We start from the raw sequence: 19,972 nt of genomic DNA, 5'->3' as shown, positions 1-19,972 counted from the left end.
ACAGGTTATAGTTTCAGAGCCTCGGATGGCTACCGTCAGCGGTCGACACGAACGAGAACACGTTCTAGTCTAGGTCCATGAGCGAGCAGGTGACCGCGGCGGTCCGGGATGTCCTGCCGGCGCTGCGTGAGCGGGCCCAGGAGGCCGAGGACCGCAGGCGGGTGCCGGACGAGTCGATCAAGGCGTTGCAGCTGGCCGGCGTGTTCAAGCTGCTGCAGCCGAAGCGCTACGGCGGCTTCGAGGCGGAGCCGGTCACGTTCTACGAGACGATCCGCGCGATCGCGAGCGCCTGCGGATCGACGGGGTGGGTCAGCTCGGTGGTGGGCATCCACCCCTGGCAGCTGGGCCTGTTCCCGGACGAAGCGCAGCGCGAGGTCTGGGGCGATGACCCGGACAGCCGCATCTCCTCCTCGTATGCGCCGACGGGCCGGGCCACGCTGGTCGACGGCGGCTACGAGCTGACCGGACGCTGGAGCTTCTCCTCGGGCTGCGACCACGCGTCCTGGGTGTTCCTCGGCGGCGTGGTCAGCGACGAGGGCGGCAAGCAGGTCGACTTCTGCACGTTCCTGTTGCCACGCCAGGACTACGTCATCGAGGACGTCTGGGACACGGTCGGCCTGCGCGGCACCGGCAGCAATGACATCATCGTGGACAAGGTCTTCGTGCCCAAGCACCGGGCGCTGAGCTTCGCTGACACGTCGAAGTGCGTGTGTCCGGGCCAGGAGCTCAACACCTCGCCGCTGTACAAGCTGCCGTTCGCCTCGCTCTTCTCGTACGCCATTACCACGCCGATCATCGGCATGGCCACCGGCGCCTACAACGCGCACGTCGAGCACATGAAGGCCCGGGTTCGCGTGTCCTACAAGGGTGAACGCTCCAGCGAGGACCCGTTCGCCAAGGTGCGCATCGCCACCGCGGCCAGCGAGATCGACGCGGCCTGGCTGCAGCTCACGCACAACATGACCGAGCTGATGGGCCACGCCAACCGCGGTGAGCGAATCCCGCTGCCGCTGCGGCTGCGGGTCCGCCGGGACCAGGTGCGCGGCACCGGCCGGGCCATCGAGGCCATCGACATGCTGTTCGAGAACTCCGGCGGCCGCGCGATCCGCATGGGCACGCCGATCCAGCGCTTCTGGCGGGACGCCCACGCCGGCCGCGCGCACGCGATCAACGACCCCGAGCGGGCGCTGATGATGTTCGGCAACGGCGAGTTCGGCATCCCGGTGCAGGACGCGATGCTGTGATGTCCAACGGAAAGCACACCGAAAAGGCGGCTGTCCGGCTGCACTTCCACGACGCCGGCGAGGGAAAACCGTTGGTGCTGCTGCACGGCGGCGGCCCCGGCGCCTCGGCGTGGAGCAACTTCGGCCGCAACGTCCCGGTGTTCGCCAAGCACTTCCGGGTCATCGCGCCGGACCAGCCGGGCTTCGGCCAGTCGGACAAGCCGACCGAGCACGGCCAGTACTTCACGCACAGCGCCGACGCGCTCAAGGCCCTGCTCGACGAACTGGACGTGGAAAAGGCCGACCTGCTGGGCAATTCCCTCGGCGGCGGCACGGCCGTGCGGTTCGCTCTCAAGTACCCCGAACGGGCTGGCCGGCTGGTGCTGATGGCCCCGGGCGGCCTCGGCCTCAACGTCTTCGCGCCGGACCCGACCGAAGGCGTGAAACGCCTGGGGGCCTTCGGGATGGCGCCGTCGAAGGAAGCGCTCAAGGCCTTCCTCAAGACGCTGGTCTTCGACCAGAAGATGATCACCGACGAGCTGGTGGAGGAGCGTTTCCAGTACGCCAGCCAGCCCGAGTCGCTCAAGGCCATGGCCGCCATGGGCGCCTCCTTCTCCCGCCCGGACACGGTCGAGGAGGGCATGCTCTGGCGCGAGGCCCACCGCCTGCGCCAGCGCGTCCTGCTGGTCTGGGGCCGTGAGGACCGGGTCAACCCGCTGGACGGGGCGCTGGTGGCGCTGAAGCTGATCCGGCGCGCCCAGCTGCACGTGTTCGGCGGCTGCGGACACTGGGCCCAGCTGGAGAAGTTCGACGAGTTCAACCGGCTGGCGATCGACTTCCTGAGCGAGGACTGAGATGGGCATCAGGTCACTGGGATACCTGCGCATCGAGGCCACGGACATGGCGGCCTGGCGCGAATACGGCCTCAAGGTGCTGGGCATGATCGAGGGCAAGGGCTCCGACCCCGAGGCGCTCTACCTGCGTATGGACGACTTCCCGGCCCGCCTGGTGATCTTCCCCGGCGAGAGGGACCGCCTGGCCCAGGCCGGCTGGGAAGTGGCCAACGAAGGCGAGCTGGCCGAGATCGCCACCGCCCTGGACGCCGCCGGCGTGGCCGTGGAGAAGGCCAGCGACGACGACCTGAAAGACCGTCGTGTCAACGGTTTGATCCGCTTCGACGACCCCTCCGGCAACACGCTGGAGGTCTTCCACGGGGCGGCGCTGGAACACCGGCGCATCGTCAGCCCGTACGGGCACACCTTCGTGACGGGGGAGCAGGGGCTGGGGCACGTGGTGCTGAGCACCCGTGACGACGAGGAGGCCCTGCGCTTCTACCGTGACGTGCTCGGCTTCAAGCTTCGCGACTCCATGCGGCTGCCCCCGCAGCTGGTCGGCCGCCCGGCCGACGGCGCGCCGGCGTGGCTGCGGTTCTTCGGCTGCAATCCGCGCCACCACAGCCTGGCGTTCCTGCCGATGCCGACGCCGAGCGGCATCGTGCACCTGATGATCGAGGTCGGCAATTCCGACGACGTGGGCCTGGCCATGGACCGGGCCGCGCGCCGCAAGGTGCCGATGTCGGCGACGCTGGGCCGGCACGTCAACGACTTGATGCTCAGCTTCTACATGAAGACCCCCGGCGGCTTCGACGTCGAGTTCGGCACCGAGGGCCGGCAGGTCGAGGACGAGTCGTGGATCGCGCGGGAGAGCACCGCGGTCAGCCTGTGGGGCCACGACTTCGGCATCGGCAGCCGCTAGATGGACCGCTTCCGCTCGGTTCTCGGCCACTTCTGCACGGGCGTCACCGTGGTCACGACCGTGGTGGACGGCGTGCCGGTGGGCTTCGCCTGCCAGTCGTTCGCGGCGCTGTCGCTGGACCCGCCGCTGGTGCTGTTCTGCCCGGACCGCCGGTCGGGCACCTGGCCGGCGATCCGGGACTCGGGCCTGTTCTGCGTGAACGTGCTGGCCCACGACCAGCAGCCGGTCTCCAAGCTGTTCGGCACGCGCGGCGCGGACCGGTTCAGCGGCACCGGCTGGCGGCCGTCGCCCAGCGGCTGCCCGGTGCTGGACGGGGTGCTGACCTGGATCGACTGCAAGGTCGAGGACGTGCATGACGCCGGCGACCACCACGTGGTCGTCGGAAGGGTGACCGAGCTGGGCGAATGCCGCGACGGGCAGCCGCTGCTGTTCTACCGCGGGGCCTACGCGGCCACGGATTCCCGGTACGAGGTCGACGGGGAACTGGACAATCTTCTCACCTGGTCACGGAGTGCCGACTGGCTGTAGCCAATATGTGGACGATTTCCCTCCGCTTCGGGTACGTTGGTTGTAACAGGCAACTGTGACGACCCTGGGGAGCGCGTCCGATGACCGAGATGCTCGAAACCGACCTTCCGTCGTTCCCGATGGCCCGCGAGTGCCCGATGCACCCGCCGGCCGAGTACCGGGAGATCCGCGCACAGGAGCCGGTCAGCCGGGTCCGCATGCCCGACGGTCAGCTCGCGTGGCTGGTCACCGGCCACGAGCTGAGCCGCCAGCTGCTGTCCGACCCGCGCGTGAGCTCCGACCGGCAGCACCCGAACTTCCCGCTGGCGCTGACCACCGAGCAGCGCAAGGCGTTCCAGCAGAACAGCCGGCTCAGCATCCGCCGATCCATGATCGGCCTGGACGCGCCCGAGCACGGCGCCCACCGCAAGATGCTGATCAGCGAGTTCTCCGTGCGCCGCATCGCCGCGCTGCGCCCGCGCATCCAGGAGATCGTCGACCAGAGCATCGACGACCTGCTGGCCGCCGGTCAGGGCGCGGACCTGGTCGAGCACGTGTCGCTGGCGGTGCCGTCGCTGGTCATCTGCGAGCTGCTCGGCGTGCCCTACGAGCAGCGGCACGGCTTCCACGAGTGGACCCGCAAGCTGATCAGCCGGACCACCGAGCCGCAGGAGCGGGCCGCTGCCGCCGATGCGCTCAACGACTTCCTGGAGGGGCTGGTCACCGCCAAGGAGGCCGGCGAGCCCACCGACGACGTGATCGGCCGCCTCATCGCCCGCAACCGCGAGAAGCAGGTGATGACCCACGACGAGATCGTCGGCACCGCCATCCTGCTGCTGATCGCCGGCCACGAGACCACGGCCAACATGATCTCGCTCGGCACGGTCGCGCTACTGGAGAACCCGGAGCAGAAGGCCCAGGTCGTGGCCGACTCCTCGCTGCTGCCCTCGGCCATCGAGGAGATGCTGCGCTACTTCACCATCGTGGAGAGCGCGACCGCCCGCGTGGTCACCGAAGACCTCGAGCTCGGCGGCGTGGCCATCCGCAAGGACGAGGGCGTCATCGTGTCCGGCCTGGCCGCCGACTGGGACGGCGACGTGTTCGAGAACCCGGAGCAGCTGGACTTCCACCGCGGCGCCCGCCACCACGTGGCCTTCGGCTACGGCGTCCACCAGTGCCTCGGGCAGAACCTGGCCCGGCTGGAACTCGAGATCGTCTTCGAGACGTTGTTCCGTCGGGTGCCGAGTCTGTCGCTGGCCGTGCCGGCCGGCGAACTGCCGTACAAGGACGACGCCGGCATCTACGGTATCTACCGGGTTCCCGTGAATTTCTGACGCTCTCGCAGGAAGAGGCCACACCATGCACATCACCGCGGACAGGGAGCGGTGCGTCGGCGCCGGCCAGTGCGTGCTGGCCGCGCCCGCCGTGTTCGACCAGGACGACGACGGTCTGGTGGCGCCGCTGACCATGGACCCGGAGACCGGCGAGCAGGACGCCGTCCGCCAGGCGGTCAACGTGTGCCCGTCGTCGGCCATCTGGATCGACAAGGAGTGATCGCAGCCATCGGCCAACCGGGCTAAATCACCGAGACGTGTGGTGATGACACCCGGTTGGCCGATGGAGTGCGTGCGTTGCGCTGTCGATCCGAGCACTCGTGTCCGACGACATCAGAGTCCGGGTGCTCGGCCCCGTCGAGATCGCCGGCCCGCAGGGGCCGGTGACGCTGCGGGGCAGGGGGCACCGAACCCTGCTGGCCCGGTTGGCCCTGCGGCCCGGCCAGCCCGTCGCCTCGTCCGCGCTGATCGACGCGCTGTGGGACCAGGCGCCGCCGACCGCGCCCAAAACGCTGCGCAGCCACGTCGCGCACATGCGCCGCGACCTGCGGGCCGCCGACGTGCTGAACATGATCGTCACTCGGGATCCCGGGTATCTGCTGCGCATCCCGCCGTTCTCGGTGGACGTCGTGCGCTTCGAGTCGCTGGCCCGACGCGGGCATCAGGCCCTGTCGTCCGGTGATCACCGTGCCGCCGCCGACCAGTTGCAGGCCGCGTTGGCGTTGTGGCGTGGGGACGCGCTGGGCGACTGCCGGCAGGGCCAGTGGGTACGGCAGGAGGCCTCCCGGCTCGGGGATGCCCGGCTGGACGCGCACGAGGACCTGATCGGGGCCGAGCTGGCGCTGGGCCGGCACGGCGAGGTGCTGGGGGAGCTGGCCGGTCTGGTCGTGGCCCATCCGTTCCGGGAACGCCTGTGGGAGCAGCTGATGCTCGCCCTGTACCGGTCCGGGCGGCAGGCCGAGGCGCTGGCCACCTTCCGGCGCGCGCGGTCGACGCTGGTGGAGCAGTTGGGCGTGGAGCCGGGGACACGGCTGCGGAGCCTGGAGAGCGCCATCCTGGCCGACGAGCCGGTGCAGGAGCCGCCGGTGTCGTTGCAGGCCGTGGTTTCCGTCGGCCTGCCGGCGGAACTGACCAGCTTCGTCGGCCGCGAGGAGGAGTTGGCCAAGCTGGGCGGCATGTTCGCCGGCGGCCGTCTGGTGACCTTGGCCGGCACCGGCGGGGTGGGCAAGAGCCGGCTGGCGTTGCGGTGCGCCGGGCAGTTGGCGGCGTCCGTGCAGGGCGGGGTGCGGCTGGTGGAGCTGGCCGGGCTGCGGGACCGGGCATTGGTGCCCCATGCCGTGGCCGAGGCGTTGGGGGTTCGCGACCAGTCTGGACGGTCCCCTGTGGACGTTCTGGTCGACGTGCTGCGGGACCGGGATGTGTTGGTGGTGCTGGACAACTGCGAGCACCTGCTGGAGGCCTGCGCCGATTTCGTGACGGCGCTGCTGCGAGGATGCCCACGGCTGTTGATGCTGGTGACCAGCCGGCAGCCGCTGGGCGTCGAGGGCGAGCAGGTGCTGATCGTGCCGCCGATGCCGGTCGAGCACGCGGCGATGCGGCTGTTCGCGGAGCGGGCCCGGGACGCCGTCCTCGATTTCGAGGTGACGGCCGACAATGTGCGGATCGTGGAGAACCTGTGCCGGCGGCTGGACGGGATCCCACTGGCCATCGAGCTGGCCACCCTCGTGCTGCGCACATTGTCGCCGTCCCAGCTGTTGTCCCGTTTGGATGATCGATTCGCGCTGCTGAGCGGGGCCCGACGGGGCGTGATGGCCCGGCACCAGACGATTCGGGCCGCGGTGGAGTGGAGCTTCGAGCTCTGCACGCCGGCGGAACGCCTGCTGTGGAGCCAGCTTTCGGTGTTCGCCGGCAGTTTCGACCTGGAGGCCGTCGAGCAGGTGTGCGGCGGCGACTACGTGTTGTCGCTGGTGGCCCGGCTGGTCGACAAGTCCGTGCTGTCGTCGCAGACCGTCGGCGGCGTGGTGCGGTACCGGCTGCTGGAGACGTTGCGGCAGTTCGGGGCCGAGCAGCTGCTGGCCGACGGCTTCACGGAGACGTTGCGGCGTCGGCATCTGGCCTGGTGCCAGCGGCTGGCGTCGTGGGGCGAGAAGGAGTGGTTCGGGCCCAACCAGGCCGTGGTGTTCACGCGGATCCACCTTGATCGGGCGAATCTCCGTGCGGCACTGGAGTTCGGTCTCGAATCGGATCCGGCCGCCGGTCTGCGGCTGGCCGGCACGCTGTGGTTCTACTGGATCGGGTGCGGGGTGTTCGCCGAGGGGCGGCGGTGGCTCGATGCCTTGTTAGGGCTGCCCTTTCGGGGCTACGAGCGACACAAGGCGTTGTGGGTCAACGGCTACGTCGCCACCTTGCAGGGCGACACGCCCGCCGCCATCGGCATGCTCGACGAGTGCCGGGCCCAGTCCGACGACCTCGTCGCGGTGGCGTACTCCATCTACGTCCGCGGCGCCGCGGCCATCTTCACCGACGACCTCGTCGCCGGCACGGCCCTGTTCGCCGAGGCCAACCAGCGGCTGACCGGCCTCGGCCAGCTCGACAGCAACGTCGTGATGACCAAGGTCGCCCTGGCCATGACCGTGGCCTTCACCGGTGACCTGCCGACCACGGTCGCCCTGGCCCAGGACGCCCACGCCGTCGCCGAACAGCACGGCGAGCAGTGGGCGTTGGCCTATGCGCACTACGTTTTGGGCTTCGCCGCGTGTCTGCAGGGCGCGTTGGGGCAGGCCGTCGCCCACGCCAAGAAGTGCCTGGCCATCAAGCAGACCTTCAACGACCTGCTGGGCATCGCGTTGTCGGTGGAGTTGTTGGCGTTGCTGGCCGCGATGGTCGGCGAGGCGGAGCGGGCGGCCCAGTTGCTGGGCGCGGTCGCCGGGATCTGGCCGCACGTGGGCGTTCCGCTGTTCGGCTCCCGCAACTTTGCCGCCCCGCACGAGCAGTGCGAGCAGCTGGCCCGGCAGGCGCTGGGCGATCGTGGGTACGAGCTGGCCTTCGCCGTCGGCAGTCGGCTGTCCATCGACGACGCCGTGGCGCTGGGCCTGGCTTAGCTCACGCGTGCGCGCCGCCGTCGACGCGGATCTCGGTGCCGGTGATGTGCCGGCCGTCGTCGGAGGCCACCATCGCCACCACCCCCGCGACCCGGTCCGGCGGCACCAGCGCGCCCTTGGTCAGCAGCGAGACGTTTCGGGCCAGCAGCATGATGTCCGCGCCCTCGGGCAGGATCTCGCCGACCCGGGCCGGCATGCCGGTGTCGATGCCGGCCGGCTGGATGGTGACCGCTCGCAGACCCTGGTCGGCGTACTCGGCCGCGATGGCCCGGCTGAAGGCCTGCACCCCGCCCTTGGTCGCCGCGTAGGCCGACAGGAACGGATGGGTGAACGAGCCGGCGGTCGAGCCGATCGTGACGACAACTCCGTTCCCGGTTGCGGTCAGCGCCGGCAAGGCCGCCCTCGTGACGAGGAACATCCCGGTCAGGTTGACCGCGATCGTGCGATTCCACAGCTCCAGAGAGGTCTCGTGGGTGTGCGCCGCGTGCAGCACCGCCGCGTTGTTCACCAGCACGTCCAGGCCGCCCAGGTGGTGCAACGCCGTGGCCATGAAATCCGTGACCGACGATTCCGAGGAAACGTCGCCTATGAGCGGATATAGGCCTTTGCCGGCCTGCTGAGCGGTTTCCTGAAGGCTGTCCTCGGCCACGTCGACCGCCACGACCTCCGCGCCCTCGGACACCAGGCGCAACGCCACCGCCCGGCCGATGCCCGAACCGCCGCCGGTGATCAGCACCCGGCGTCCGTCGAATCGTTTCACTCGGTTACATGATCACGGCTCACGGACGGCGCACAACCACCGCCCACGCCATCTTTCGCGGAGCCATAACCCTCTGGCGTAGATTTCTACCAAGTGGTAGAGATTTGGGGTGACGGCGGTCACCGACCCCAAGGAGCTGGGATGAGCGAGCTTTCCGTGCAGCTGTACTCGGTCCGCGACAGGTTCGCCGAGGACCCGGCCGCCGTGCTGGCGCGGCTGGCCGAGATCGGGTTCAAGCATGTCGAGCCGTACGGCGTGCTGGAGAACGTGGCCACGCTGCGCACCGGCCTGCCGGCCAACGGCCTCACCGCGCCCACCGCGCACGCCCGGCTGATCGGCGCCGACCAGGCCGCGGTCTTCGCCGCCGCGGCCGAGCTGGGCATCGACGTGGTGATCGACCCGTTCGTCGGCGCCGAGCACTGGCAGCAGGCCGGCGATATCGGCGCTACCGCCGACGCCCTGAACGCCGCCGCCAAGCTCGCCGCCGAGCACGGGGTGCGCGTCGGCTACCACAACCACTGGTGGGAGTTGCAGTCCCGACTCGACGGCCGCAGCGCCTTCGAGGTGTTCGCCGACCAGCTCGACCCCGCCCTGGTGCTGGAGGTCGACACCTACTGGGCCACGGCCGGCGGCGAGGACGCCCCGGCGCTGCTGCGGCGGCTCGGGGACCGGGTGCGGGCCATCCACGTGAAGGACGGCGGCCTGAACACCGACGCCACCGGCCAGGTCCCGGCCGGCCAGGGCACCGTGCCCGTCGCCGAGGTCCTCGCCGCCGCTCCGCAGGCGCTGCGGGTCGTGGAGTTCGACCAGTACGACGGCGACATCTACGAGGGCATCGCCGCCAGCCGTGCCTTCGTCGTGGGGCTTGAGCCGTGAGCGGGCCCATGGGCGTCGGTGTGATCGGCGCCGGCGTCATCAGCGACACCTACCTGACCAACCTGACCAGCTTCCCCGACCTGCGGGTGCTGTTCGTCGCCGACCTCGACACCGCCCGCGCCGCCGCCCAGGCCGCCAAGTTCGGCGTGCCTTCCTCCGGCGCCGTGGCCGAGCTGTTGGCCTCGCCGGACATCGAGCTCGTCATCAACCTGACCGTGCCCAGCGCGCATGTCGACGTCGGCCTGGCGGCGCTGGAATCCGGCAAGCACGTGTGGGCCGAGAAGCCGTTGGCCATGGACCGGCAGACCGGCCGGAAGCTGCTCGACCGTGCCCGCGAGCGCGGCCTTCGGGTCGCCAGCGCCCCTGACACCGTCCTCGGCGCCGGCCTTCAGACCGCGCGCCGGGCCGTCGACGCCGGCACCATCGGCACGCCGCTGTCGGCCCTGGCGCTGTTCCAGGTGCCCGGGCCCGAGATCTGGCATCCGTCGCCGGAGTTCCTGTACCAGCCCGGGGCCGGTCCGCTGCTGGACATGGGGCCGTACTACCTGACCACCTTGATCCAGCTCTTCGGCCCCATCCGGCGGGTCACCGGATCCGGGGCGCGGGCCCAGGACCGCCGGGTCATCGCGAGCGGACCCAAGGCCGGCACCGAGTTCCCCGTCGACGTCCTCACGAACGTCACCGCGCTGCTGGAGTTCGAGCGCGGCGGCTCCGCCCAGGTCGTGTTCAGCTTCGACTCCAAGCTCGTGCGGCGGGGCCAGTTGGAGGTCACCGGCTCCGCCGGCACCGCCGTCCTGCCCGACCCCAACAAGTTCGTCGGCAGCACCGTCCTGCATCTCGGCGACGAGCCGGAGGAGCTTGCGGCGCAAGGACATTCCGCCGAGCGCGGCACCGGGGCCCTCGAACTGGCCCGCTCCATCCGCGCCGGCGTGCCCGAGCGCGCCTCCGGCGAACTGGCCTACCACGTGCTGGACGCCCTGCTCGCCGTGGAGGAGTCCATCGCCGCTGGCCATTCCGTAGAAGTCGCCAGCACCGTTGAGGTTCCGCCCGCCCTGCCGGTGGACTGGGATCCTTTCAGCGCTACTTTCGGCACCTGACCGACCGGTTCTTGGCGGGTGGGGCCGGTTCGGTGCTGTCCCACCACCGCTCCGCCGCCGGACCCGGCCTTGCGGTGCCTGGCGGTCATGGTGGCGGCGAGCACGGCCCGCAACCGCGAGTCCCGCTGTCGGGCAGCCATGTGTCGAGTTCCGTGACTCGACATTCAGTTGCCCGAGAGCGGGACTCGCGGTGTCAGAGGGGGACTGTGAGCAGGGATTGGAGGTAGAAGCGGAGGGAGGCGACGAGGTCGACGTCGTCGGGGGTGGTGAGCCACTGGACCTGGAGGCCGTCCATGAGGGCGATGAAGGTGACGGTGGCCTGCTCGGGGTCGATGCCGGGACGGAGGTCGCCGGAGTCGGCCAGCACGCGGAAGGAGTCCCGCACACCGGCCCGGGCTTCGTCGTAGTGCCGACGGAAGTAGTCGTGGGCGGGGTGGTCGGCGGCGACGGCCTCGGCGGCCAGGCGGGAGTACAGATCCACGATGCCGGGGTGGCGGACGTTGTGGGAGGCCAGGGCCAGGTAGTGCCGCAGCACCTCCAGCCCGGGCGGCGAGGCGAGCTGCTCCCGCTCGGCGTCCTCGGCGTCGCGGCGCTCCAGGACGGCGGCGAGCAGGGCCTCCTTGGTGGGGAAGTAGTACAGCAGGCCGGCGTGGGACATGCCGACGCGCTTGGCGATCTCCCGCAGCGACGCCCCGTGGTAGCCGACCTCGCCGTACACGACTTCCGCCGCGGAGATGATGTCCTCCCGGCGGATCCGGCCCTTCAGGTAGCCCCCGGTGTCGACGGCGCGCATGAAACCATCATGCCGCAGCGGCAAAGGCACAAGCCGGGTGATAGAACGAACAAACGGGTTGTGCGAACACGGTCCGGAATGGAAACATCCCACGGGTGAGAGGAGCGGAGCGGCAGCGGGTGATCGTCGAGCGGCTGAAGAGCACGGCTCAGGTGACGGTCGCGGAGCTCGCGGTGGAGATGGGCGCGTCGGAGATGACCGTGCGCCGCGACCTGGACGTCCTGGCCGCGCACGGAGTGCTGCGCCGGGTGCACGGGGGCGCGGTGCCGGCGACGCCGTCCGGAGTGGAACCGCCGTTCGCGGCCCGGGCCGTGTCGGCGACGCAGGCCAAGCGGGCCATTGCCGAGGCTGCGGTCGACCTGATCCGTGACGGCGAGACGATCGTCCTGGACAGCGGCACGACCGCGCTGGAGGTGGCCCGCCGGCTGCGCGACCGCGCGGTGACGGTGCTGCCGTTGTCGCTGCACGCGGTGACGGAACTCCTTGACGCGCCAAGGGTTCGGCTGCTGATCCCGGGCGGTGAGCCGCGGCCTGGGGAGCTGGCCATGGTCGGCCCGCTGACCCTGAACTCCCTCCGACAGCTCCGATTCGACGTCGCGGTGCTGAGCCCCTGCGCGTTCAACCTCGACGACGGGCTCACCGCCTTCGACCTGGACGACGCGGAGGTCAAGCAGCAGGCCCTCGCGATGTCGGCCCGGACCCTCGCGCTGATCGACGGCGCGAAGTGGGACCGCGCCGCGCTGGCCCACGTCTGCGCGGCCGACCGCCCCGACGTCGTCGTCACCGACCCGACCGCACCCGAGGACCAGCGCCGGGCGCTGGCCGAACGTGGCGTGCTGGTGCACGTCACAGAGGAGACCGCATGACCTCGCCCCCACGGGCTGCCCGCTTCGCGACCTTCCTGACCTTCGGCCTGAACGGCTTCGGCCTCGGCATGTGGCTGGTGCACCTGCCGAACGTGGAGCGCGACGTCGACATCCCGCACAGCGTGCTCGGCCTGCTCCTGCTGGTGCTGGGCGGCTCGGCCCTGGTCGGCATGCAGGTGGTCGGCCCGCTGGTGGACAAGATCGGCCCCCGCCGGCTCGTGCCGGCCGCGGCGGCGGCCTTCGGGCTCTCGCTGACGGTGCCGGGCTGGCTGACCTCGTGGTGGGCGCTCGGCCTGATCATGATCGTGATGGGCTTCGCCAACGGCGCGCTGGACGTCGCCATGAACGCTCACGCCGTGGTGGTGGAAAGGGGTTACCCCCGGCCGATCATGGCGGCGTTCCACGCGGTGTGGTCGATCGGCGGCGCCTTCGCCGCCCTGATCGGCTCGGTCGTGCTTGGTGCCAATGTGCCGACCGGGATCACGCTGACCGCCGTGGGCCTGTTCGTGGCCGCGCTCTCGCTGGTGGCCGGCCGCTTCACCATCGACGCCGACCACCACAAGGCCGAGGAAACCGTTGTCACGCCGGCCAAGCCGGCCCCGAAGGGCCTGGTCTGGATTCTCGGCTTCCTCGCGCTGGCGCTGATGCTGTCCGAGGGCGTCGCCAACGACTGGGCGACGTTGGAGCTCAAGGGCATCCTCAACGCCTCGGCCGGCGAGGCCCCGCTCGGCTACGGGGCGTTCGCGGTGGCCATGACCGTCGGCCGCTTCGCCACCGACCGGGTCGCCGCCAGGATCGGGGCGACCCGAATCGTCCGCTACGGCGCGGCGATCGCCGCGATCGGGCTGACGGTCGTGGTGTTCTCGCCGTGGATCTGGTTGGCGCTGGTGGGATACGCGCTGTTCGGCATCGGGCTGGCCGGTGGCGTGCCGCAGTTGTTCACCGCCGCCGGCAACCTCGACCACCGCTCGGCCGGCGCCCTGATGGCCCGGGTCGTCGGCCTCGGCTACGTCGGCCTGCTGGCCGGGCCGGCCGTCATCGGCGGCCTGACCCGGTTCATGCCCCTCAACGCGGCCTTCTTCGTGCCCATCGTCCTGTGTGTGCTGACCGTCGTGTTCGCGTCGGCGTTGAATCCACGCAAGGACGACGAACTCGTCGATCAGCGGCCGATGCGGAACGTGTAGTCCAGCCGGTGCCAGCCGTCCGGCCCCACCGCGCGACCGGCCGGCGGCTCGCCCTGCGCCTTCGGGAAGTCCACGATCAGGCCGTTCTTGACGCCGAACACCGTGTCGGAGTCCATGTACGCGCCGCCCTCGACGAACAGCTGGGTGACCAGCTTGTGGTAGTTCGGGGCCATGATCATGAAGTGCACGTGCGGGGCCCGGTACGGATGGCGGTTGGCGCCCTGGAGCATCTGGCCCACCGGCCCGTCCTCCGGCACCGGGTACTCGCGCGGCAGGGTGGTCCAGAACGTCAGCCTGCCCTCGTCGTCGGCGACGAACCGGGCGCGCAGCACCGGGCCGTCCACCTCGGGCAACTGCACGTCGTAGAAGCCGTCCTTGTTGGCCTGCCACACATCCACGACCGCGCCCGGCACCGCCTTGCCGTCCACGTCGACGATCTGCGTGGACACCCACAGCGGATCGCCGTCGAGGCCGCCGGAGATGTCCGCGCCGTGCTCCATGGCCGGCGGACCCTCCACATAGAACGGTCCGAGCACCGCCGACGGCGTGGTCAGCGGGCTGCGTGAGTTGGTCAGGGCGTCCACGACGCTGGACACGCCGAGAGTGTCGGACAGCAGCACGAACTCCTTGCGCTTGTCGTCGCTGATCTGCCCGGTGCGGGTGAGGAAGTCGATGGCGAACAGCCACTCGTCCTCGGTGAGGTCGTTGTGCACGGCGAAGTGGTGCAGGTGCCGCACGAGGTCGGTGATCAGCTGCTTGAGCCGCGGGCTCGGGGTCTCGTCGAAGCTGGCGATGACCTGCGCGGTCAGCGCGCTCAGGTCCGGGGCGCCCTCGGGCCGGGTGCCCTCCCAGGCCGCACGCAGCACCGACGCCGGCTCGATGTCGTCCAAAGAGGACTCGGCAAGACCGAGATCCCGCAACGAGGTCGGGCCGCCCAGCGAGTGCACGAGGTCGTACACGGCCGCCGCCGCGTCCGGCACGTCCAGCGCGTCGGCCACCTTCGCCAGCGCCTCCGGCGACTCCTTCTCCTTGTACGCCATGACCTGCGGCAGCATCACCGTGTGGGTCTCGGCGTGCGGCAGGTCGAACTGGCCGCCGAGCTGGTGGCACAGCTTGTGGTGCAGGCCCATGCTCACCTGCGCCATGAGGCTGCCGGCCAGCCACGCCGACTCCAGCAGCTCGGCCCGGGCATCCACATCGGACGGATCGGCCGTGACCAGGGGCAGCGAGTGCGTGATGCCATGGATCGCCTGCACGGCAACGGCATCGGTGACCGGGTTGGCCTCCGGCGAGTACAGCGCCTCCACGGCGTGGGCCAGGGCGTTGACGGCGCTTGTGACCGTCGTCGGAACCGGCAGTTCCACCGTCAGGTCCACGTCGTAGATCACGGTCTCCGGCAGGATGTCCGGCGACCGGCGGGTGGTCTTGCGGCCGTTCTCGGTCTCGCCGAGCACCGGCGTCACCTCGGAGCCGGCGTACGTGGTGGGCAGGATCACTTGCGGCACACCGGTTCGCACGGCCAACGCCTTGGCCAGGCCGGTGGTGGAGCCGCCGCCGACCGCGACCACGCAGTCCGCGGCGGCCGACTTCAGGACGTCCAGCGCCTGCGCGGTGACCTCGACCGGGGTGTGCATGCGCGCCCCGTCGAACTGTGCGACGACCAGATCACCCAGCGCTGCGGCGACCCGCTCGGCGTGCCGGGGCCGAGCCAGCAGCAACACCCGGGAACCACCCAGCCGCCGCACCTCCTCGGCCACCGCCGCCACCGTGCCGGCGCCGAAGACGACCCGGGTGGGACTGGGGGAATGCACGAAACCGCGCGTCATGGCTCAGCCTCGGATCTGGTCGTGCAGCGCGGTCAGCAGCTCGCGCAGCAGGTTGATGGTCATCTCGTCGGTGATGTTGCCGCCGTCGTCGAACCGCTGGGCCGCGCCGAACAGCATCAGCTCGGGCTTGATCACCACGTGCGAGTGCGTCCACAGGAACACCTGCCGCAGGGCCAGCTGCGCCCGCACGGTGCCGAACTGGCTGGGCGAGGCGCCCATGATGGCGATGTGCTTGTGCCGCAGCACCGAGCTCGCGGCCGGCCGCGAGGCCCAGTCCAGCAGGTTCTTCAGTCCGCCGGGGATCGAGTAGTTGTACTCGGGGGTGGCGATGAGCAGCCCGTCGGCGTCGGCGATGGCCAGCCGCAGCTGGGCCACCGAGGCCGGCAGGTTCTCGTCGTTGTCCAGATCCGCGTTGTAGTGCGGCAGGTCGCCGAGCCCCTCGTAGGTGGAGATGGTCATGCCGGCCGGCGCGTGCTTCTGGGCGTTGCGCACCAGTGCGGTGTTGAACGAGCCCGCGCGCAGGCTGCCGGAGATGGCCAGGATGTTCAGGTCGGTCACAAACTCTCCTCGGTGGCGCTCGGAGCGTCGGCGACCGATGTCCCCGTGTTGAATGGTGCCCTCGCAAGCTCGGTCACGCGGCTCCTCAAGATTCGACAAGGTCCACTTAATCGCGAACCGAAGCCCCGTGCCAGCCCGCATCCTGAGGTGGACCCATTCGGAAAGTTTCGGTGTCCCAGATCACCCCCGAACCGCGCGCACCACCCAGCACGGCAACGCCGGCCGCTCGGTGGGCGGCCGGCCGACGGCGTCGAAGAAGGCGACCATGGTCGCGCCGTTGGCCAGGAGGGTGCCCTCGTCGAAGTCGGTGATGTTCCACCCGTTGTCGGACAACGGTTTGCGAACGTCCTTTTCGGACTGGGGGAAGGGCGACGGCAGGCCGTCGCGCACCCGGTCGGAGAACGTCAGCAGGTGCAGGACCGCGCCCGGCCGGGTGGCCCGGCGCAGCGCGTGCAGGTGGCGGATCCGGTCGGTGACGTCCAGACAGTGAAAGAGAGCACAGCTCAGCACGGTGTCGAAAGAGGCAGCGTAACCGGCCAGGTCGATCGCATCGGCCAGGACGAACTGGACGTTGCCGTCCGGAAAGCGTTTGCTGGCCTCGGCGATGGCGGTCGGACTGCTGTCGACGGCCGTCACCGCGAAGCCCTGGTTCGCGACGAACGCCGCGTTGTCGCCCAAACCGCAGCCGATGTCGAGCACGTCGCCGTGGAAGTCGAGACCGGCCAGCGCCGGTTGCGGCCGTGCGATGTCCCACGGGATGCCGTTGTGCTTCAGCCCGGGGGCGAGCGGTTCGCCCTGGTAGAAGGCGTCGAAGTCGTGGCTCATGGGCCCAAGTCTGAGCCGTCGGCGGCGGGAACGCCTAGGGAGGTGGCGCATTCCGGCGCTAGGCTGCCCGATATGGCAGAATCTGTCGTTCTTGACGAGCTGGATCGCGGACTCCTGCACGCCTTGCAGCTCGACGGCCGGATTCCGTTCGCCCGGGTGGCCGACGTGCTGGGCGTCTCGGAGACCACGGTCGCGCGGCGCTACAGGCGGCTGCGGGCGGTGGCCGGGCTGCGGGTAGTCGGCGCGGTCAACGGCGTGCTGTTCGGCCGGAGCGCTTGGACGCTGCGGCTGCGTTGCACGCCGGATGTCGCGCTGCCGCTGGCCAAGGCGCTGGCGAAACGTCCCGATGTGTCCTGGGTGCACGTGATGTCCGGTGGCGCCGAGATCTCCTGCCACGCCCAGTTGCCGCCCGGCGAGGAGACGCTGCTGCTGGAGAAGTTGCCGCGATCCGGGCGGGTGCTGGGTGTCAGCGCGCATTCGGTGTTGAGTGCCTTCTCGCTGCCGTCGGACTGGTCGGGCCTGCGGTTTCTCGACGAGGACCAGGCTTCGCGGCTGCGGCCGCCAGAGTCGAGCGTGGCTCGGGTTGAGGTCGATGGCGCCGATCGGGCGTTGCTGGAGCTGCTGGCCGGCGACGGCCGCATGCCGTACGCGGAGCTCGCCGGCCGTACGACGCTGGGGGAGTCGACCGTGCGCCGACGGCTGGACATCTTGCGGCACAACGGGATTGTTTCGTACCAAGTGGACATACCGGCGGCGGTGCTCGGGTTCGGCACCCAGGCCCGGCTGTGGATGACCGTGCCACCGCATGCGTTGACGGAGGTCGGTCGCCGGCTGGCCGAGCACGAGGAGACGTCGTTCGTGGCGGCGACCACCGGGCCGACGAATCTGGTGGCGGTGGTGGCGTGTCGGGACAGCGGTGAGTTCTACCGGTACCTGACGGAGCGGGTGGGGGCGCTGCGGAAGATCACGTCGCTCGAAACCGCGGTGCTGATGCGGACGGTCAAGCAGGGATAGCGAGCAGCGCCCGAGCCGCCCGTTTGGCCTGCTGGGCCGGTTCGGGCGAGCCGCCGATGGCGGCCATGGTGATCGCGCCCTCGGCCAGCAGCGTGAGCTGGTCGCCGAGTTCGTCGTCGCCGGCCAGGTCGCGGATGAGCTGGCGGAAGGCCTCTTTGTGGCGTCGGGCGATGGCGGCGACGGCCTCGGAGGTTCCGCCGAGTTCGCCGAAGGAGTTCACGAAGGCGCAGCCGCGGAAGTCGGGTTCGGCGAACCACTCGGCCAGCCAGTCGAAGACAGCGAGCACGTCGTCGGCGGCGCGGGCGTGGGCGGCGACCGAGGCCAGCCAGCGCTCGTCGCGAGCGGTCAGGTAGCCGATGACCAGGTCGTCCTTGGAGGGAAAGAGCTGGTAGAGGCGCTTGAGGGAGACGCCCGCGGCGGCCCGCACCTGATCCATGCCGACCTGCTGCACGCCGCGTTCGTAGAACAGCGCCTCGGCCGCGGCCAGCACTTCGGCTTCCTGGATCATGTCCGGCCCCTTGCCTGGAGAACCAACGTTCTCCTAGGGTAACGCGGAGAACGCTCGTTCTCTAGCGATCGGAGCCGACCATGGCCGACCAGCGCCCGCCGCTGCCGCCGTTCACCGAGGAGACCGCCCGCGCCAAGGTGCGGGCGGCCGAGGATGCCTGGAACAGCCGCGACCCGGAACGGGTGTCGCTGGCCTACACCGAGGACTCGGAGTGGCGCAACCGGGACACCTTCCTCAAGGGACGGGCCGAGATCCGCGAGTTCCTGACCCAGAAATGGGCCCGGGAGCAGGACTACAAGCTGCGCAAGGAGCTGTGGGCGTACACGGGCAACCGGATCGCGGTGCGCTTCGAGTACGAGTCGCGCGACGCCGACGGCCAGTGGTGGCGCAGCTACGGCAACGAGCAGTGGGAGTTCGACGAGAACGGCCTGATGGCGCGGCGCTACGCCAGCATCAACGACCTCAAGATCACCGCCGAGGAGCGCAGGCTCGCTCTGTAGTGTCGGGAGCATGACCGCGGCGCGCGAGCACGTGATGGCGGGCCTGGACGACGTCCGGGCCGGCCTCGAAGACCTCTACCGGGACCTGCACGCGCACCCGGAGCTGGCGTTCGAGGAGCATCGCACCGCCGCCGAGGTCGCGCGGCGGGCGCAGGCGGCCGGCTACGAGGTCACCGCCGGCGTCGGCCGCACCGGCGTGGTTGCCGTGCTGCGCAACGGAGACGGCCCGACCGTGCTGCTGCGAGCCGACATGGACGCGCTGCCGGTGCAGGAGCAGACCGACCTGCCGTACGCCTCGACGGTCGACGGCGTGATGCACGCGTGCGGGCACGACATGCACACCGTCTGCCTGCTCGGGGCGCTCGACCTGCTGGCCCGCGGCCGTGACCACTGGTCGGGCACCATCCTGGCCGTGTTCCAGCCGGCCGAGGAGCTGGCGGTCGGGGCCGAGGCCATGGTCGACGACAGCCTCTACGAGCGGTTCGGCCAGCCCGACATCACGCTGGGCCAGCACCTCGCGCCCATCCCGGCGGGGTGGCTGGGCTGCCACGCCGGGCCCGCGTTCGCCGCCACCGACACGCTCGACGTGCGGCTGCACGGCAAGGGCGGACACGGGTCACGGCCCGAGACCACCGTCGACCCGGTGGTGATGGCGGCGTCGACCATCCTGCGCCTGCAGACCATCGTCTCCCGTGAGATCGCGGCCAAGGACTCCGCGGTCGTCACCGTCGGCATGGTGCACGGCGGGACCAAGGACAACATCATCCCCGACCACGTCGACCTCGGCGTGAACGTGCGCACCTTCGACGACCAGGTCCGCGCGCGGGTGCTGGCCTCGATCGAACGGATCGTGCGCGCCGAGGCCGCTGCCGCCGGCGCGCCCAAGGACCCGGAGATCACCCGGTCCAACGCGTTCCCTGTGCTGGTCAACGACGAGGCGGCGATGGCACGTACCAAGGCGGCCTTCGACGAGGCGTTCCCGATGGTCGTCGACCCCGGGCCGGTGACCGGCAGCGAGGACTTCGGCCACTTCGGCGCCACGGCCGGCGTGCCCACCTGCTACTGGCTGTTCGGCGGCGAGGACCAGGAGCGCTTCGTGACCGCCTACAGCGGCGGCACGTTCGAGCGGGACATTCCGTCCAACCACTCGCCGCACTTCGCGCCCCTGGTCCAGCCCACTCTCGACGGCGGCGTCACGGCCCTGGTGGCGGCGGCGCTGGCCTGGCTGGGGTAGCGCTCACCGGC

Annotated in this window: 20 protein-coding genes; 14 read left to right on the top strand and 6 right to left on the bottom strand. The window is 70.4% G+C overall.

Going from position 1 to position 19,972, the window contains the following annotated elements; genetic code table 11:
- Positions 1-77 precede the first annotated feature (77 nt).
- From hsaA to AB0M73_RS35235, 7 genes are all read left to right on the top strand, one after another.
- A complete protein-coding gene (gene hsaA / locus AB0M73_RS35265) occupies positions 78-1,244 on the top strand; it encodes a 3-hydroxy-9,10-secoandrosta-1,3,5(10)-triene-9,17-dione monooxygenase oxygenase subunit (protein WP_363900214.1) in 1,167 nt (388 codons plus the stop codon).
- On the top strand, positions 1,244-2,077 hold the full coding sequence (hsaD, locus tag AB0M73_RS35260) for a 4,5:9,10-diseco-3-hydroxy-5,9,17-trioxoandrosta-1(10),2-diene-4-oate hydrolase (protein WP_363900211.1): 834 nt from the start codon (positions 1,244-1,246) through the stop codon (positions 2,075-2,077). The genes hsaA and hsaD overlap by 1 nt, the downstream gene beginning before the upstream one ends.
- 1 nt (position 2,078) lies before the next feature.
- Positions 2,079-2,978 (top strand): iron-dependent extradiol dioxygenase HsaC, encoded by a 900-nt coding sequence (gene hsaC, locus AB0M73_RS35255; RefSeq protein ID WP_363900208.1) that lies wholly within the window; start codon positions 2,079-2,081, stop codon positions 2,976-2,978.
- The gene (gene hsaB, locus AB0M73_RS35250; RefSeq protein WP_363900205.1) at positions 2,979-3,506 is read left to right on the top strand and encodes a 3-hydroxy-9,10-secoandrosta-1,3,5(10)-triene-9,17-dione monooxygenase reductase subunit; all 528 of its coding nucleotides are present in this window, start codon (positions 2,979-2,981) and stop codon (positions 3,504-3,506) included.
- A gap of 80 nt (positions 3,507-3,586) precedes the next feature.
- A complete protein-coding gene (locus AB0M73_RS35245) occupies positions 3,587-4,819 on the top strand; it encodes a cytochrome P450 (RefSeq protein WP_363900202.1) in 1,233 nt (410 codons plus the stop codon).
- Positions 4,820-4,844: 25 nt separating this feature from the next.
- Entirely contained in the window at positions 4,845-5,039 is a 195-nt protein-coding gene (locus AB0M73_RS35240; RefSeq protein ID WP_043725204.1) for a ferredoxin, read from the top strand.
- 100 nt (positions 5,040-5,139) lie between these two features.
- Entirely contained in the window at positions 5,140-7,920 is a 2,781-nt protein-coding gene (locus AB0M73_RS35235) for a BTAD domain-containing putative transcriptional regulator (protein WP_363900199.1), read from the top strand.
- A gap of 1 nt (position 7,921) precedes the next feature.
- On the opposite strand, the gene AB0M73_RS35230 is transcribed toward AB0M73_RS35235, so the two are convergent.
- Positions 7,922-8,680 (bottom strand): SDR family oxidoreductase, encoded by a 759-nt coding sequence (locus AB0M73_RS35230; protein WP_363900196.1) that lies wholly within the window; start codon positions 8,678-8,680, stop codon positions 7,922-7,924.
- A 141-nt stretch (positions 8,681-8,821) separates the two neighbouring features.
- Here AB0M73_RS35230 and AB0M73_RS35225 point away from each other — a divergent pair, with 141 nt between their 5' ends.
- Together AB0M73_RS35225 and AB0M73_RS35220 are read left to right on the top strand one after the other, a co-directional pair.
- Positions 8,822-9,556: a TIM barrel protein gene (locus tag AB0M73_RS35225; protein WP_363900193.1), complete on the top strand. Its 735-nt coding sequence runs from the start codon at positions 8,822-8,824 to the stop codon at positions 9,554-9,556.
- The gene (locus AB0M73_RS35220; RefSeq protein ID WP_363900190.1) at positions 9,553-10,653 is read left to right on the top strand and encodes a Gfo/Idh/MocA family oxidoreductase; all 1,101 of its coding nucleotides are present in this window, start codon (positions 9,553-9,555) and stop codon (positions 10,651-10,653) included. The genes AB0M73_RS35225 and AB0M73_RS35220 overlap by 4 nt, the downstream gene beginning before the upstream one ends.
- Before the next feature lie 193 nt (positions 10,654-10,846).
- Here the strand turns inward: AB0M73_RS35220 and AB0M73_RS35215 are convergent, their stop codons facing one another.
- On the bottom strand, positions 10,847-11,446 hold the full coding sequence (locus AB0M73_RS35215; RefSeq protein ID WP_043725211.1) for a TetR/AcrR family transcriptional regulator: 600 nt from the start codon (positions 11,444-11,446) through the stop codon (positions 10,847-10,849).
- Between the two features lie 95 nt (positions 11,447-11,541).
- Between AB0M73_RS35215 and AB0M73_RS35210 the strand changes: the two genes are divergently transcribed.
- Entirely contained in the window at positions 11,542-12,312 is a 771-nt protein-coding gene (locus AB0M73_RS35210) for a DeoR/GlpR family DNA-binding transcription regulator (RefSeq protein WP_363900186.1), read from the top strand.
- Positions 12,309-13,496: an MFS transporter gene (locus AB0M73_RS35205; protein WP_363900183.1), complete on the top strand. Its 1,188-nt coding sequence runs from the start codon at positions 12,309-12,311 to the stop codon at positions 13,494-13,496. Before AB0M73_RS35210 ends, AB0M73_RS35205 begins: the two co-directional genes overlap by 4 nt.
- On the opposite strand, the gene AB0M73_RS35200 is transcribed toward AB0M73_RS35205, so the two are convergent.
- From AB0M73_RS35200 to AB0M73_RS35190, 3 genes are all read right to left on the bottom strand, one after another.
- Positions 13,472-15,322, bottom strand: coding sequence for a maleylacetate reductase and hydroxyquinol 1,2-dioxygenase domain-containing protein (locus tag AB0M73_RS35200; protein ID WP_363900180.1), 1,851 nt, complete (start codon positions 15,320-15,322; stop codon positions 13,472-13,474). The two genes, AB0M73_RS35205 and AB0M73_RS35200, sit on opposite strands and share 25 nt — an antisense overlap.
- A 3-nt stretch (positions 15,323-15,325) precedes the next feature.
- Positions 15,326-15,880, bottom strand: a complete 555-nt coding sequence (locus AB0M73_RS35195) for an NADPH-dependent FMN reductase (RefSeq protein WP_363900177.1) — start codon at positions 15,878-15,880, stop codon at positions 15,326-15,328.
- Between the two features lie 180 nt (positions 15,881-16,060).
- Positions 16,061-16,705, bottom strand: a complete 645-nt coding sequence (locus AB0M73_RS35190) for a class I SAM-dependent methyltransferase (RefSeq protein WP_363900174.1) — start codon at positions 16,703-16,705, stop codon at positions 16,061-16,063.
- Between the two features lie 72 nt (positions 16,706-16,777).
- Between AB0M73_RS35190 and AB0M73_RS35185 the strand changes: the two genes are divergently transcribed.
- Positions 16,778-17,719, top strand: coding sequence for an AsnC family transcriptional regulator (locus AB0M73_RS35185; protein ID WP_363900171.1), 942 nt, complete (start codon positions 16,778-16,780; stop codon positions 17,717-17,719).
- Here the strand turns inward: AB0M73_RS35185 and AB0M73_RS35180 are convergent.
- Entirely contained in the window at positions 17,706-18,227 is a 522-nt protein-coding gene (locus AB0M73_RS35180) for a TetR/AcrR family transcriptional regulator (protein ID WP_363900168.1), read from the bottom strand. The two genes, AB0M73_RS35185 and AB0M73_RS35180, sit on opposite strands and share 14 nt — an antisense overlap.
- 80 nt (positions 18,228-18,307) lie before the next feature.
- On the opposite strand from AB0M73_RS35180, the gene AB0M73_RS35175 reads away from it, so the two are divergent.
- Both AB0M73_RS35175 and AB0M73_RS35170 read left to right on the top strand, forming a co-directional pair.
- Positions 18,308-18,727, top strand: a complete 420-nt coding sequence (locus AB0M73_RS35175) for a nuclear transport factor 2 family protein (protein ID WP_363900165.1) — start codon at positions 18,308-18,310, stop codon at positions 18,725-18,727.
- 10 nt (positions 18,728-18,737) lie between these two features.
- Positions 18,738-19,961 (top strand): amidohydrolase, encoded by a 1,224-nt coding sequence (locus tag AB0M73_RS35170; protein ID WP_363900162.1) that lies wholly within the window; start codon positions 18,738-18,740, stop codon positions 19,959-19,961.
- Positions 19,962-19,972: the final 11 nt, after the last annotated feature.

Origin of the sequence: Kutzneria sp. NPDC051319, from assembly GCF_040682195.1 — a bacterium.
GTDB lineage: Bacteria > Actinomycetota > Actinomycetes > Mycobacteriales > Pseudonocardiaceae > Kutzneria.
Note: the sequence above shows the minus strand (reverse complement) of the source record. Positions and strands in the feature narration are given on the sequence as shown.